The following is a 12,915-nucleotide window of genomic DNA, read 5'->3' as shown; positions in this document are numbered from 1 at the left end:
CGTGACCGACACCGATGATCGTCAGGAGCTCGACGCCACGCCCGATCAGCGGCCGCCACTGGCGAGCAGAGGGATCGCCATCATCGCCGCGGTGTCGGCGGCGGTCCTGCTCTTCTCCGTCAGCCGCTACGACTACTTCGGCGACGAGCTCTACTTCCTCGCGGCGGGACGGCGGCTGTCCTTCGGTTACGCAGATCAGGGTCCGGTGTTGCCGATGCTGGCCCGGCTGATGGACACCGTCGCTCCCGGCTCTTATTTCGTGCTGCGGCTGCCGGTGGTCGTGCTGACTGTGCTCGCGATCGTGCTGTGCGCGCTGATCGCCCGCGAGCTCGGTGGTGGTCGCGGCGCGCAACTGCTCGCCGCCGTCGCGTACGCGACCTCGCCGTTCCTCTTGCTGCAGGGCAAGATGCTCACCACCAATGCCGTCGACACCGTGCTGTGGGTGATCATCACCTGGCTGGTGGTGCGATGGGTGCGCACCCGCCGCGACCGGCTGCTGCTGTGCGCCGCCCTGGTGACCGCGGTCGATATGCAGGTGAAGTGGTTGATCCCGTTCTTCTGGATCACCGTCGCGGTGAGCGCGCTGGTGTTCGGTCCGCGCGAGTTGGTGCGACGGCCGCTGCTGTGGCTCGGCGGGCCGATCGTGGTGGCCGCGACGGTGCCGACGCTGATCTGGCAGTCACGGCACGACTGGCCGCAGCTGGAAATGGGCACAGTGATCAGTGGCGAACAGGGAATTCTCGGCGGGCGGGTGATGTTCGTGCCACTGGCTCTGCTCACCGCGGGATATCTGGGCGCGGTGTTGCTGATCTACGGCGTGTGGGCCCTGCTGCGGCACGTCTCGCTACGGCCCTACCGGTTCCTCGGGGTGAGCTTTTTGCTGCTGGTCGCGATCTTCCTGGTGATCGGCGGCCGGATCTATTACGTGGCCGGGATGTGCGGCGTCGTGCTCGCGGCGGGCGCGGTCGGTCTTGCCGAACTGGTCACGCGACGGGATCCCGCGCCGCGCCGCTGACTCGCTGGCGGCGGCGTCGCGCTTGCCGTGGTGGCGACGGCCTTCGTGCTGTTCTCGACGCCGTGGCGCGACGCGGCCCACATCGATCCGCCCGCCGACGAAGCCGAGGCGATGATCAATATCGGCGTCTACGGCGAGTTCGGCTGGCCCGAGCTGACCACGGCGGTCACCGACGCCTACGACGCCCTGACTCCCGCTGAGCAGTCGAGCGCCATCGTGCTGACCGACACCTATTGGCAGGCGAGCGCATTGGATCAGTTCGACCGTGACCGGCTGCCCGAGATCTACAGCCCGAGCCGTGGCTACGGCTACTTCGGCATACCGCCCGACACGGCGGGCGTTGTGCTCGCTGTGGGCGTCAACGACGCTTTCCTGCGCTGGGACTTCGACCGGATCGAACCCGTCGGCAAGGTCGAGAGCAGGTTCGGCTACGAGGGCAACACCAAGAACGTCACCATCTGGAAATGTACCGGCCTGCGTCACCCGTGGTCACAGGTGTGGCCGGTCTGGATGCACCTGTGAGGGCGTTAGGGTGCGTATATGACATCTGGGCAGACCGAGATCTGGCATAACCCGCGGTGCAGCAAGAGCCGTAATGCCGCCGCGTTCCTTGATGAGGAAGGCGTCGACTACACCGTCCGGCGCTACCTCGACGATCCGCCGACGACTGAGGAACTGCGCGCGGTGTTGCGGCGCCTCGACGCCGAGCCGTGGGACATCACCCGCCTAGGCGAGCAGATCGCCAAGGATCTGGGCATGTCCGGTTGGGGTCGCGGCGCGGGCGACCGGGACCGCTGGATCGAGGCGCTTGCCGCGAATCCGACGCTGATCCAGCGCCCGATCGTGCTCACCGCTGATGGTGGCGGAGTGGTCGCACGGGACGACGCCACACTGCGGTCGCTGCCCTGATTCCATACCCCTGATAGGCCGGTGATCGCCGGCCCACCGTTGTCGTCGGGACGCGGTAGGGTCGGCGAATATGAAGGTACAACTGCGCCATAACCCCGCGTCCACCATTGCGCGGTGCTTCCTCGCGGGTGGCGAGCCGATGCGGGTCGAAAGCGGCGCTATGGTCGCGCATTCGGCGGGAGTCACGTTGCAAGCCAAGGCCGAAGGCGGCATTCTGGCCGGGCTGAAGCGCTCGGTGCTCGCGGGCGAATCGTTCTTCATCTCCACGTTCACCGCACCGCCGCAAGGTGGTTGGGTAGATGTCGCGCCTGCGCTGCCGGGCGACATGCTGAATCTGCAGATCACGCCGGATCGGCCGTTCTTCATCAGCCGCGGTGGTTGGATCGCGAATTCCCATGGCGTGCAGGTAGAAAGCAAGTGGGGCGGTTTCGCGAACCTGTTCGGCGGCGAAGGCGGCTTCGGCTTGCGCGCGCACGGCGACGGCGAAATCGTGGTCGGAGTTTTCGGCGCGATCGATGTCATCGATCTGCAGCCCGGCGAACCGATCACCATCGACACCGGACATGTGGTGGCCTACGACCTCGCTATGAACTTCACCATCCGCCGCGCGGTCTCCGGGCGGTCGATCCAGTCGCTGAAATCCGGCGAAGGCTTCGTCTTCGATTTCGTCGGACCGGGCCGGGTGCTGCTGCAGACCCGCAACCCCGGCGCATTCGCCGCGTGGGCATCATCGGTCGCCTCGTCGAGCTGAGCGGGCTTTTCACAACCGGGTTACCTCCCGGACATCTCGATAGCCGAGACTTCCAGCTTCGTCGATGTTCGAAACACACGAAGCTAGGAAAAACATGGAAATGCTCGAAGTTGTCGCCACGATCTTCAGTTCGCTCTTGAATGTCTTCAGCGGCAGCGCCGCCTGACCACCTGCGGCAGCGTCGTCCGCGGACGGGATCCCGGCGGATGTGGAGATCCACTGGACGTGGGTCCCTGCGGCCGCCGGGACGCCTGGGGAATCAACCGAGCACACCCTCGATGAGGATGCGAGTGTCGGGGACGAAAGGCCAGGTTGGGTCGGCCAGGTGGGCGGCAAGTTCGGTGTCGGTCCACCACCAGCCGTCGGCAATCTCTTCGGGCTGGTGCCGGATGGGCCCGTCGTAGCGCAATTCGTAAGCGAACAGGTGACAGCGCATCGGCTCACCCTGCCATTCACCGTCCCAGGAGATCGTGCGCAGTAGCGGCAGGGTCGTGCCCTCGGGCAGCATGATGCCCAGTTCCTCCGCAAGTTCGCGGACAGCGGTCCGCGCGGGCGTCTCGCCTGGCTCGACGACGCCTCCGGCCAGACAATCGTGCATTCCGGCGAACACCATTTTGGTGTCGGTGCGGCGGTGCACATAGATGTGCGCGCCGTCACCGGAGCGAACCAGCACACCGGCACTCGCGTGCCATATTCCGTCGCGGTAGACCGTGGCGCGATCGGCCGCACCGATCTCGTGGCCTGCCTGGTCGTAGACCGCGATCATCTCCGAGTCCGGTTGAGCTGACACCGGTCGAGAGTAACGTGAGGGTCGCACGCCACCTGGAGAGAGGACCGCCCCGATGGTGCTTCCGCGCGCACTGGCGAATTTCAACCGGCACGTCACCAATCCCGTGGCGAACAGCATCGCAGGCAAGATTCCGCCCTTCGGCATCGTCGTACACAAGGGTCGAAAGTCCGGGCGAGCCTACCGAACTCCGGTCTGGGTCTTCGAAAGCGACGGCGTCTATCGCATCGCCCTGACTTACGGCCGTGACGTCGACTGGGTCAAGAACATCTGCGCCGCAGGCGCTTTCGAACTGGAGACCAAGGGGCGGGTGGTCTCGCTCATCGACCCGGTGGTCGAGCACGATCGGTCGGCGACATGGGCTCCGATCGGCGTGCGGCAAGTGTTGAGCACGATCTCGGCCGCGTACTACGTGCAGGCGCGCACCGCTTAGCCGCTGTCCCCCGAGACTGCTCCAGCATCCAGGTGAGATCAGCGGGCGACATCTCGACAGCTATTTCGTACTTTCCGTCGCGCATGGTCTCCCTCTTGACCAGGAAAATCTCCCGTTCGAGGGAAGCACCCAGTTGCCGTATTCGGTCGCTTCCTTCACGAACTCCGGACTGGTCGATGTCTCGGTATCCGGCGCGGTCGCACGATCGATAACACTGTTGCATCCGGTTCCGGCGAGTGACACCACCACCAGCTTGCCGAGCATCAGGGCACGTAGTGCCCACCGTGGACCGCTCATCGTACGGCCCTCACCGGGTCGGGTGCCGCTGTGACTGTTGGGCCGGGACGGGGAGTCGATCGAGCTACCCACGGCGCTTCCGCGGCCACATCGCGCCAACTAGGTCGTCATGCTGCCAGCCCCCGTATCTGATATCGCGAGGTCCGCATGTCGCAGCCGAGATCTCCTCGGCATGGGTCATAGCGTATTCGAGCAGGCCAGTGGCAGCTAAAGGTGACGAGGGTGGCAGCCGAAGTCTTGATCTTGATCGCTTTTGAGGCCCAGTCTTCGAATGAAAGAAGTGAATCGGTCATGGAACTGCACGACGAAGTAGACCGTCATAGCGCTCGAAAGGCCGTCGCGGTGGTCAACCGTAGCGGCGGCCCAGCCGAACTAGCGGGCTGGATGATCACCATCGTGACTGACGAGTCAGATTCAGTGCCGCCCACATCGATCCAATTACCTTCTTGTGTAAAGCAATTCGTCTGCGCTCATAGGAGGCGTTGAGGTGGGTTGCCGAATTCTCTTGCTCTGCAGTGTCGACAATGGTCTCAGCCGTCGTGCGCGACTGGCCTTGCAACGCAAGGGTTGCGCCGTGCGCACTGCCATCGTCGCCACTGGCAGCGACATCGAAAACGCGGTTGCGGCAGCAGATTTCGACGTCATCATCTGCCCGTACCTCACCGTCCGAATCCCCGAGCGGGTCACTCGCCGCTGGTGGCCACGAGTAGTCATAATCCACCCAGGACCGGTCGGGGACCGCGGCCCCAGCAGCTTGGACTGGGCGCTCATCGACCAGGAGCGTGTTTGGGGCGTGATCGCGGTGACCGCGGCCGATGTCATGGACGCCGGACCCCTCTGGGCGACAAGAACTTTCCAGCTCCCGCCAGGTCGGCGAAAGTCGGACATCTATAGCTCGATTGTCTCTAACGCGGCCATCGAATGCATTCTGGAGGTCGCTGACAAAGCCGTCGATCCCAATTTTCAGCCGACCGATCAAGCCGATGTGCCCCACCCCATCGCGCACGCGCGGACTCGGCCGAAGATGCGTCAAGCTGACCGCGCATTCGACTGGCGAGATGATCCGGAGCTGATCCTGCGGCGTATCCGCGCCGCCGATGGATCGCCAGGGGTGCGTTCACAAATCGCGGACCGGTCGGTGTATCTCTACGACGCCCACCCAGGACGCCAAAACGTCGATGCGCCGGCGGGAACAGTGATCAGCCGACGACATCACGCTCTGGAAGTCGCGTGCGGCGACCGAGACAGCATCTGGATCGGGCACCTGCGTGTAGACCTGGGCGACCGCTGGTCGTGCAAAGGGCCCGCGACCGCCGCCATCGGAAGGCTCGGATTCTCCGTCGGTGCACTACCGAGTATCGCTGCTGACCCACTGTCGACGATGGGTGAACCAGCAGCGTTCAACGACATCACCTACCGTTGTATCGACGGGCAGCAGATCGGTGAGCTCACCTTCAGAGCCTACAACGGCGCAATGTCGACAGATCTATGTCGACGGCTCGTCAGTGCGCTTCGCGCCCTGTCGCGCAGCGACATTCGAGTACTCGTCGTGCGTGGTGAAACCGGGACGCCGTTCAGTAATGGGCTTCACCTCGGCGCCATCGAGAACTCCGCTGACCCTGCCAGAGAGGCTTGGCGAAACATCATCGCCCTCAACGGAGTGTGCAAACAACTACTGCTGTTCCCCACGGTGACGATCGTCGCGATCACTGGATCCGCAGGCGCGGGCGGTCCGGTGATGGCGCAAGCCGGCGACGTCGTCGCTGCGATCAATGGTGCCGTCCTCGATGTGCACTACGCCACGATGGGGCTGCGAGGCTCCGAACTGCAGTCCCTCACGCTGACCCGACGCGTCGGCACCACCACCGCACACCGGCTGCTCGCCGAATGCGAACCGGTCGACACCACACAGTCACTCGACATCGGTCTGGTCGACCACGTCGGTCCCGATATCGGCTTCGACAACTGGCTCAACGAACTGGCCCGGGAATACGCCCTGCCGCAGCTGTGGAAGCAGACCATGCGCCGCAAGCACGAACAACTCGCCCGAGACCTGGCACACCGGCCATTGGAGGCCTACGAGTGGCAGGAACTGGGGGAGATGGCGAGAAATCTGTTCGACGACAACCTCGGATTCGACACTAAAAGGCGAGCATTCATGAACAAAGCCTCGCCGCGATGGTCACCGGCGACTGCCATCTCGGAATCCGCCTCGATCGCCGTTGGCGATGCAACGTAGAAGTGACGCCTTCTCGACAGTTCCGCAAACGACCCCGTGACACGTGCGTTGCCCGACTTGATTCGAGCGAATGGATGACACAGCCGGGCTCAGGAGGAGTTGCGACAAGCTGTTGAACTCAAACGGACTGTGCGGGTCAGGAACTGGCCGGACTTGACGGCAAGGCTGTTTTGAGCTCATGGGAACGGGTAGCCGCGCAAGGTAGCAGGAAGATAGCCATCCCGAGGAGGTGTCTAATGAATCGCATCGTAAGACGTATGGCTCTGGTCGTAGCCGCGACGGGGGTGATGTCGGTGTTGGGGACCGGACTTGCCGCGGCAGTTCCGACGTTGTCGCCCGACGATCGCGAAGAGGGCACGATAGCGGTGGGGAGTAACCCCACGCAGGAGACGTGGAACTGTGTGCTGGTCGGTTCGGCCGCCGCAGCGGGACCGCGCCTGGACTGGGCGGCCGTGGGTGAAAGCCGGGGCGGGTTTGCGCCCGCGAGCACGGTGAGCGCGGTCTGCCTGGGCAGGCAGGCGCCGGTTTTTGCCATCGCGATGGGCGTCAGTTCCCTGGATGACGCGGACTAGTGACCAACTGGTATCTCGAGAGCGTGGTCGGACGGGCGGATCACCCTCGCGAGAAATAGCCGCGCCGGTGCACGACAGGGCCGGGCACCCACTGAGGGTGTCCGCTGGACAGGAGGTGTGAAATGCCCAAGGAGTGGACAGAAAAACAGGAACGGCAGTACAAGCACATCAGGGACTCCGAGGAAGGGCAGGGCGCAAGTACGCGCCGAGCCAAAGAAATCGCAGCTCGTACAGTCAACAAGAATCGCGCGCAGGCGGGCCAGACCAAAACGGCGAGCCGCTCTTCGATCAAGGACAAGTCGCCGCAGCAGCGCGGTGGTCAGCGCTCAGGACGTAAGGGGCCCAAAGGCCCGACCCGTGACCAGCTCTATAACGAGGCCAAGCAGCGCAACATCCGGGGGCGTTCGAAGATGACCAAGAGTGAGCTGGCGGACGCGCTGGGCAAGTGAATGACAGGGAAAATGCGCCTGCTGGAATTTTCAGCACTTCTGCGTAGGTCACCGAATCGCTGATTGTCCGCGACCGCGACAGTGACCGTGGTAATACGGACATCTGAATGGGTATTCAACCACCGTGCTCTGCTTTGTCTCGAACCATTGACCGAACAAATCAGCATTGGAAACACACTGACGTTTCGGAGGTTGTCATGACCAGCGATTCACAGCAGGCCAAACACCCCGTGAGTGCGATACTGGCAGGGCCGTACGGGCATCCGTTCCACCCGATCCTGGTGACCGTGCCACTCGGGGCATGGGTGGCGAGCCTGATCTTCGACATTGCCTCCCGGTTCGCCGACGATCCAGTGTTCCTGGCCAAGGGCTCGCTGTGGCTCATCGCGATCGGCGTGCTGGGAGCACTGGCCGCGGCGGCGATCGGCCTTCTCGATCTGCTTGCCATCCCAACCGGTACCGCCGCGTTCCGTACCGGACTGATCCACATGAGCCTCAACCTCGCGGTGACGGTCGCCTTCGCGGTCGGCTTCCTCTGGCGGCGAACCGGCGGCGGACCGCACGATGCCGTCCCCTACAGCCAGTTGCTGCTGTCCGCGGTGAGCTTGGCGGTCCTGGCCGTGTCCGGCTATCTCGGCGGGAAACTGGCCTACCGCTACGGCGTGCGAGTTGCCGACGAAGCCACCCAGGCCAGCGGGTTCCGACGCTGACCCACCACCTCACCAACACTCGTCAGGAGATTTGTCATGGCTATTGCCGCATTGATCACCTGGTTATTCACCGCGATCGGCGGGTTCATCCTGCTGGGCACCTGGATCGCCAAGGGCGGGGCGCGGCAACCGCGCACGACTCACCTGCCGCCGCCGATCGTGTTCGGTCACTTCCTGCTGGCCGTGACGGGGCTCGTCGTGTGGATCGTTTACCTCATCGTTGACAAGGTTGCTTGGGCTTGGGTCGCGTTCGGGCTGCTGGTTCCGGTCGCATTGCTTGGATTCGCCATGCTGGCACGTTGGATTCCGGTATACCGGGCCCGTGTCGCGGCGGGTCAGCAAGAGGCGGCGGAAGGACATTTCCCCGTCGTGATCGTCGGTGGGCATGGTGTATTTGCTGTCACGACGGTGGTTTTGGTCCTGCTCACCGCGCTCGGCGTCGGCGGGAGCTGACCGCGTCGAAGCTCCGGGCGTAGCCGCTGCCTGACCCGGCAGGCTGTGAGTTCGGCGGCAGGTGCTCACCGCCGGCGTCTATTCGGCTTCACGCCCGGTTTCGGAGCGGTGTTCGCTCGGGTCGTGGCGACGTGTCGTGCCTCGGCGGCCGATTCGGCGTCCAGCCGTCGGTAGACGAGGTGCTGCTGGGCGAGGGTCCACGCATTGTTCGACACCCAGTACAACAGGATCGCCAGCGGCAGCAGCGCGCCACCGACGATCGCACCCGCGGGAAATACCCACAGCGAGAGCGTGTTCAGCAGCGGAAGCTGGGTCGCGGTCGGGTCCTGGCGTGCGATCGATGCGCGCGCGGTGAAATGTGTTGCGACAGCGGCGATCAGCATCAAGGGGATCGCGATCAGAGCGACGGTGAGGGTGAGGCTGCCCGCGTTGGCCATGGTTGCCGACAATGGCGCGCCGAACAGCTCGGCCTGCATGAACGATTGCACGTCCGCGGCGCTGAAGACGTAGTTGGGTGTGGCGGCATTCTGTGCGGCCGTCATTGGCGCGGTGGGCGCAAGGAAGGGCAGGTGCCCCGCCGTTCCGGTGCGATCGAAGGATCGCAGCACGTGAAATAGGCCGAAGAACACCAGACCCTGTCCGAGAATTGGCAGGCAGCCCGCGAGCAGGCTGACGCCGTACTCCTTGTGCAGCTTCTGGATCTCGATCGTCTGCCGCTGCCTGTCGTCGGCGTATTTCTTTTCAGCGCGGTGATCTGCGGTTGCAGGCGTTTGACGGCGGCCTGGGTGCGTGCCTGTTGCAGGAATGGCGGGTATAACACCGCCCGCAGGGTGACGACGAGGAATACCACCGCGAGGATCCAGGCGAGTCCACTGTCGTGGCCGAGGATCGCGCTGAATGCGGTATGCCATATCCAGAGAATGGCGGATACGGGGTAATAGATGAAGTCGAGCATGACGGAATACCTGACTGCGAGACGTGCGAGCGCGCACGGGAACGGGAATTGTCAGCCGAAACGCCGACGACACCTCGCCGCGAGTGCGAGGTGGACGTCAGGCGTCGGCGAGACCGGGCGCTCGAGGGCGCGGCCGACCCGCGGTATCAGGATTGCTCTGGCGCAGAAAGGAACCCCGTCGCCGACGTTGCGCCGAGGACGGTGGCCCGGATCGGGCAACCAGTAGTGGCAGTCTGCGTGTGGTCTGCAGCGTGATGAGCGCGAAGACCACCGATGCCGCGACCACACCGAGCAGGGCCAGTGAGCCGTGCTCGTTCGTGGGAGCCACGATCAGGGCGAGCGCGGGCAGGACGAGTGCGAAAACCGCAAACGTCGAGAGCTGAACCCGCGCGAACATTCCCCGAGCGTACCCGGTCGATTGCCGCAGCCCGCTGTGCGACGACTCTTCGAGCGCGTCGTGGCGGCGAACACCTACACCGAAGTTATGGTTCGCCCGGGAGCTCCGCACAGGTGTCAAGCGTTTGACCGGTGAATGGAGGAGAACGCGGTGAGTTACGAATCTGTCCACGACGACTCGACTCTCGGCGGCGGCGCCGAAGATGCTGTGCCCTTCCCGCCTCAGGGAATCTCGCAGGCCGGTCCGCGACAAAGAATGCCGGCAACTGTTCGTTCGGCTCGGTTGGCCGCCTGGTCTCTTGCGGTATTCGGCGCTACGCTCACCGCAATCGCGTGGCGTGCCGAGAATGTCGAATTGGCAGGCGCTATGGCGTTCGGATATTTCTTCGCCTGGCTGCTTGCCGTCGTCGCCTGTGCATTCGGCATGGTCGGTCGACTGGTCCAGGTGATCGGGGTCGCCCTCGCGGCGATCCAGGCCTTCGTTTGCCTCGGCCTGGTGGCGGTCGGTCCGTTGACGGGCTTCCTCGGCCTCGGCCTGTCGCTCGCCATCCTCGTCTTGCTCTGCAAGGGCCAATCCAGTGCCTGGTTCACGCGGAATCGGTGACCGATTCGGTTACGACTCGTCGCCGAGATCCCAATCGACGTGGCGGCTCAACGCGGACGGGGGCAGACCGAAGGTGCGACGGCAGGTGCGGGTGAGCTGCGCGCTGTCGGCGAAGCCCGCGGCGTGGGCGGCAGCGGTGAGATCGTCGCCGGATCGGACCCGGCTGACCGCGACGTGCAGGCGTAGCCAGAGGATGTAGGGGCGCAACGGGATTCCCATCTGTTCGGTGAACAGGTGGGTCAGTCGGGTCGCCGAAATGCCTAGTCGGCGGGCGACGTCGGCGCCGCGGACCGGGCCGCCGCGGACGAGGGTGGGAAGTAGCCCGAGCGCCTCGGTCACCGCGGCGTGCGTTTCGGTGTCGCTGCTGTTGCGCGCGTCGTGCTGGAGATCGCGGACGACATCGGCCACCACATCGGCCAACGCTGCCCCCGCCGGATCGATGGGCAGCGAATGGGTGCTGTCGGCCCAGCCGTAGGTGTGCGCCCTGCGGTCGGCGGCCGCGCCCGCGGCGGTCTCGGGGTCGAGGTAGATCGCGGTGCCGCGCTCGGCGCCCGCGGTAATGCGGTGCGGCGCGTCGGCGGGCACGATCACATGGGTGCCCTGATGACGAATGCCGCTGGCGTCCACCACGATCACCGGGGTGCAGGTGGCGACGATCTGCACGGCGTGATGGGCATGCAGTGCGGTCGGGCCGATCGGACCGCCGAAGGCGAGCACACCGGCCCGCAGCAGCGCGGTGCCTTCCCCCGGCGGCCCGGCGGCAGCGCTCGCGGATCGAGGTGAGGTCGTGGTAACCAGAGCCTTCATCATCGGATGCTCCCGGCAGACTGCGAATCCCGGTTCGGATCCCTCGCCGAGACTATCCCGGCCGCACGGCGGTTGTCAGGGTATCGGCGACCCGATCGAGGAACTCGGTGACCAACGGCCGGGCCTTCGGGGTATCCGGGAATCGGGTGCGCAGACAAGGCCCTCGCCGCTGCGGGTGAACCACAGTTGCACGTCGTCCAATGGTGCGCTGCGACTCAATTGCGCCGCGTTGCGCGGACGGGACCGAGTGGTGTCATATCGCGAACCTTCAGGCAGGTGGCGGTAGTCGGTGTAGGAGACGCTGAACAGATCGTGTCGGCTGCGCCGCAGCGGCGGATGCGCGATGGTCATGGGGCGAAGTTGGCGGACTCCAGGCGACGAGCCAGCCGGGCCGCCGAGAGGGTCATGGCGTCCGCGGGCCGGTGCGGGTCGAGGCCCGTGAGTTCGTGCACGCGCGACAGCCGGTAGGTGACCGTGTTGCGGTGCACGCTGAGCTGGCGCGCGGTGGCCAGTTGGTTGAAGCCGCCGTCGACGAACACCTCGAGTGTCTCCGCCAGCATCGGCTGCGAGTCCAGCGGCGCGAGCACCGCGGCCAGTCCGGGGCGGGCCGCGTCGCTGACCGCGACGGTGTACTCGAACTGTAAATTCATTCTGCGGCACAGGATTTCGCGCCGGGACAGGCAGCGGCCGAGTTCCGCGAGCACCCGCGACTCGGCGAACATCGTGGGAATCTCGGCACGAGACCGCGCGGCGCTGGCGCCCACCCAATACGGCGGCAGCTGGCCGGGCAGCTGCGCGGGCAGCCGGGCGGTGAGGCCGGTCAGTGTGGCCGCGCCGTCATCGCCCGGCGGCAGCGGGATCAGCGTGGTCCAGCCGCCCGCGTCCAAGCGCAGGAAAACCCCGGGGATCGCCTCGACCCGGTGCCGCAGCGCCGCCGCGGGCGCGCCTCGGGTGCCGCACAGGCGGAACACCGCGACGAGGAACGCGTCGGCCACCGGGATCACCGGGTCATTGGCCCATTCGATCGGATCGCGACCGGTGAGCAGGGCATCGGCGATGCCGCGCCTGCGTTCCAGCAACTCCCAGCGGGGATCGTGCGAACGGTGGGTGGCGGCGGTCGCGATACGCGCCGTCACCAGCGTGATGTACTTCAACAGCACCAGCGACGCATCGAGAAACAGCTCACGCTCGGTCGGCGCGGCCGATTCGCGCAGCCGCTCCCAGATGAAAGACGCGCCGAGCCGGTAGCGTTCGAGCACCTCCGGCAGCGGCGTGCCGTCGCGCATCCGATCCATCGCGAGCTCGACGAGCTCCCTGGTGTCCTCCTCCGACGGCTCCGTGCCGCTTCGCAGATACTCGAAGAACAGGTCGACATTGAGCTTCGTCCCGCGGGCGAAGTCGGTCTCGACAAGCGATTGCGGCAGCCGCTGGTATGGCGGCAGCGCCGTGTAGAACCCGTCGATCATCGACGCGGCCCTTCGGTGCAAATCGTCGAACACCCGGGTCCGCGCTGGCATCATTGCTGTCCTCCGTCCCGG

At 65.3% G+C, this 12,915-nt stretch carries 18 protein-coding genes; 12 read left to right on the top strand and 6 right to left on the bottom strand.

Going from position 1 to position 12,915, the window contains the following annotated elements; all coding sequences use genetic code 11:
- The first annotated feature begins 1 nt into the window (after position 1).
- The 4 genes from ACFQZZ_RS16860 to ACFQZZ_RS16845 all read left to right on the top strand — a co-directional run bounded on the left by ACFQZZ_RS16860 (position 2) and on the right by ACFQZZ_RS16845 (position 2,675).
- Positions 2 to 1,015: a glycosyltransferase family 39 protein gene (locus ACFQZZ_RS16860; RefSeq protein WP_378680955.1), complete on the top strand. Its 1,014-nt coding sequence runs from the start codon at positions 2 to 4 to the stop codon at positions 1,013 to 1,015.
- Between the two features lie 30 nt (positions 1,016 to 1,045).
- A complete protein-coding gene (locus ACFQZZ_RS16855; protein ID WP_378680952.1) occupies positions 1,046 to 1,537 on the top strand; it encodes a hypothetical protein in 492 nt (163 codons plus the stop codon).
- Positions 1,538 to 1,555: 18 nt separating this feature from the next.
- Complete coding sequence (locus ACFQZZ_RS16850; protein WP_378680949.1) at positions 1,556 to 1,924, top strand: arsenate reductase family protein; 369 nt, start codon at positions 1,556 to 1,558, stop codon at positions 1,922 to 1,924.
- Positions 1,925 to 1,994: 70 nt separating this feature from the next.
- Positions 1,995 to 2,675, top strand: coding sequence for a TIGR00266 family protein (locus tag ACFQZZ_RS16845; protein WP_378680946.1), 681 nt, complete (start codon positions 1,995 to 1,997; stop codon positions 2,673 to 2,675).
- A gap of 259 nt (positions 2,676 to 2,934) precedes the next feature.
- Here ACFQZZ_RS16845 and ACFQZZ_RS16840 read toward each other — a convergent pair whose 3' ends face one another.
- Positions 2,935 to 3,441 carry an NUDIX domain-containing protein gene (locus tag ACFQZZ_RS16840; protein ID WP_378681836.1) on the bottom strand — a complete coding sequence of 169 codons (507 nt, stop codon included), beginning with the start codon at positions 3,439 to 3,441 and terminating at the stop codon, positions 2,935 to 2,937.
- Between the two features lie 76 nt (positions 3,442 to 3,517).
- Here ACFQZZ_RS16840 and ACFQZZ_RS16835 point away from each other — a divergent pair, with 76 nt between their 5' ends.
- From ACFQZZ_RS16835 to ACFQZZ_RS16805, 7 genes are all read left to right on the top strand, one after another.
- Positions 3,518 to 3,895 (top strand): nitroreductase family deazaflavin-dependent oxidoreductase, encoded by a 378-nt coding sequence (locus ACFQZZ_RS16835; RefSeq protein ID WP_378680943.1) that lies wholly within the window; start codon positions 3,518 to 3,520, stop codon positions 3,893 to 3,895.
- Positions 3,896 to 4,414: 519 nt separating this feature from the next.
- Positions 4,415 to 4,678, top strand: coding sequence for a hypothetical protein (locus ACFQZZ_RS16830; protein WP_378680940.1), 264 nt, complete (start codon positions 4,415 to 4,417; stop codon positions 4,676 to 4,678).
- Positions 4,679 to 4,766: 88 nt separating this feature from the next.
- Positions 4,767 to 6,431 (top strand): enoyl-CoA hydratase-related protein, encoded by a 1,665-nt coding sequence (locus tag ACFQZZ_RS16825; RefSeq protein ID WP_378680937.1) that lies wholly within the window; start codon positions 4,767 to 4,769, stop codon positions 6,429 to 6,431.
- 257 nt (positions 6,432 to 6,688) lie between these two features.
- On the top strand, positions 6,689 to 7,003 hold the full coding sequence (locus ACFQZZ_RS16820; RefSeq protein ID WP_378680934.1) for a hypothetical protein: 315 nt from the start codon (positions 6,689 to 6,691) through the stop codon (positions 7,001 to 7,003).
- A gap of 122 nt (positions 7,004 to 7,125) precedes the next feature.
- Positions 7,126 to 7,452: a plasmid stabilization protein gene (locus ACFQZZ_RS16815; RefSeq protein WP_378680931.1), complete on the top strand. Its 327-nt coding sequence runs from the start codon at positions 7,126 to 7,128 to the stop codon at positions 7,450 to 7,452.
- A 197-nt stretch (positions 7,453 to 7,649) separates the two neighbouring features.
- The gene (locus ACFQZZ_RS16810) at positions 7,650 to 8,162 is read left to right on the top strand and encodes a DUF2231 domain-containing protein (RefSeq protein ID WP_378680928.1); all 513 of its coding nucleotides are present in this window, start codon (positions 7,650 to 7,652) and stop codon (positions 8,160 to 8,162) included.
- 36 nt (positions 8,163 to 8,198) lie between these two features.
- Positions 8,199 to 8,615 carry a hypothetical protein gene (locus ACFQZZ_RS16805; RefSeq protein ID WP_378680925.1) on the top strand — a complete coding sequence of 139 codons (417 nt, stop codon included), beginning with the start codon at positions 8,199 to 8,201 and terminating at the stop codon, positions 8,613 to 8,615.
- Positions 8,616 to 8,680: 65 nt separating this feature from the next.
- Here the strand turns inward: ACFQZZ_RS16805 and yidC are convergent, their stop codons facing one another.
- Positions 8,681 to 9,526, bottom strand: coding sequence for a membrane protein insertase YidC (gene yidC / locus ACFQZZ_RS16800; protein ID WP_378680922.1), 846 nt, complete (start codon positions 9,524 to 9,526; stop codon positions 8,681 to 8,683).
- A gap of 141 nt (positions 9,527 to 9,667) precedes the next feature.
- The gene (locus tag ACFQZZ_RS16795) at positions 9,668 to 9,967 is read right to left on the bottom strand and encodes a DUF6412 domain-containing protein (protein WP_378680919.1); all 300 of its coding nucleotides are present in this window, start codon (positions 9,965 to 9,967) and stop codon (positions 9,668 to 9,670) included.
- Between the two features lie 150 nt (positions 9,968 to 10,117).
- Between ACFQZZ_RS16795 and ACFQZZ_RS16790 the strand changes: the two genes are divergently transcribed.
- Positions 10,118 to 10,570, top strand: a complete 453-nt coding sequence (locus ACFQZZ_RS16790; RefSeq protein ID WP_378680916.1) for a hypothetical protein — start codon at positions 10,118 to 10,120, stop codon at positions 10,568 to 10,570.
- A 9-nt stretch (positions 10,571 to 10,579) separates the two neighbouring features.
- Here the strand turns inward: ACFQZZ_RS16790 and ACFQZZ_RS16785 are convergent, their stop codons facing one another.
- The 3 genes from ACFQZZ_RS16785 to ACFQZZ_RS16775 all read right to left on the bottom strand — a co-directional run bounded on the left by ACFQZZ_RS16785 (position 10,580) and on the right by ACFQZZ_RS16775 (position 12,897).
- Positions 10,580 to 11,380, bottom strand: coding sequence for a helix-turn-helix domain-containing protein (locus ACFQZZ_RS16785; RefSeq protein WP_378680913.1), 801 nt, complete (start codon positions 11,378 to 11,380; stop codon positions 10,580 to 10,582).
- Between the two features lie 72 nt (positions 11,381 to 11,452).
- Positions 11,453 to 11,728: a hypothetical protein gene (locus ACFQZZ_RS16780; protein ID WP_378680910.1), complete on the bottom strand. Its 276-nt coding sequence runs from the start codon at positions 11,726 to 11,728 to the stop codon at positions 11,453 to 11,455.
- Positions 11,725 to 12,897: a PucR family transcriptional regulator gene (locus ACFQZZ_RS16775; RefSeq protein ID WP_378680907.1), complete on the bottom strand. Its 1,173-nt coding sequence runs from the start codon at positions 12,895 to 12,897 to the stop codon at positions 11,725 to 11,727. Before ACFQZZ_RS16775 ends, ACFQZZ_RS16780 begins: the two co-directional genes overlap by 4 nt.
- Between the last annotated feature and the right edge of the window lie 18 nt (positions 12,898 to 12,915).

Source organism: Nocardia sp. GCM10030253 (genome assembly GCF_042675075.1).
GTDB lineage: Bacteria > Actinomycetota > Actinomycetes > Mycobacteriales > Mycobacteriaceae > Nocardia.
Note: the sequence above shows the minus strand (reverse complement) of the source record. Positions and strands in the feature narration are given on the sequence as shown.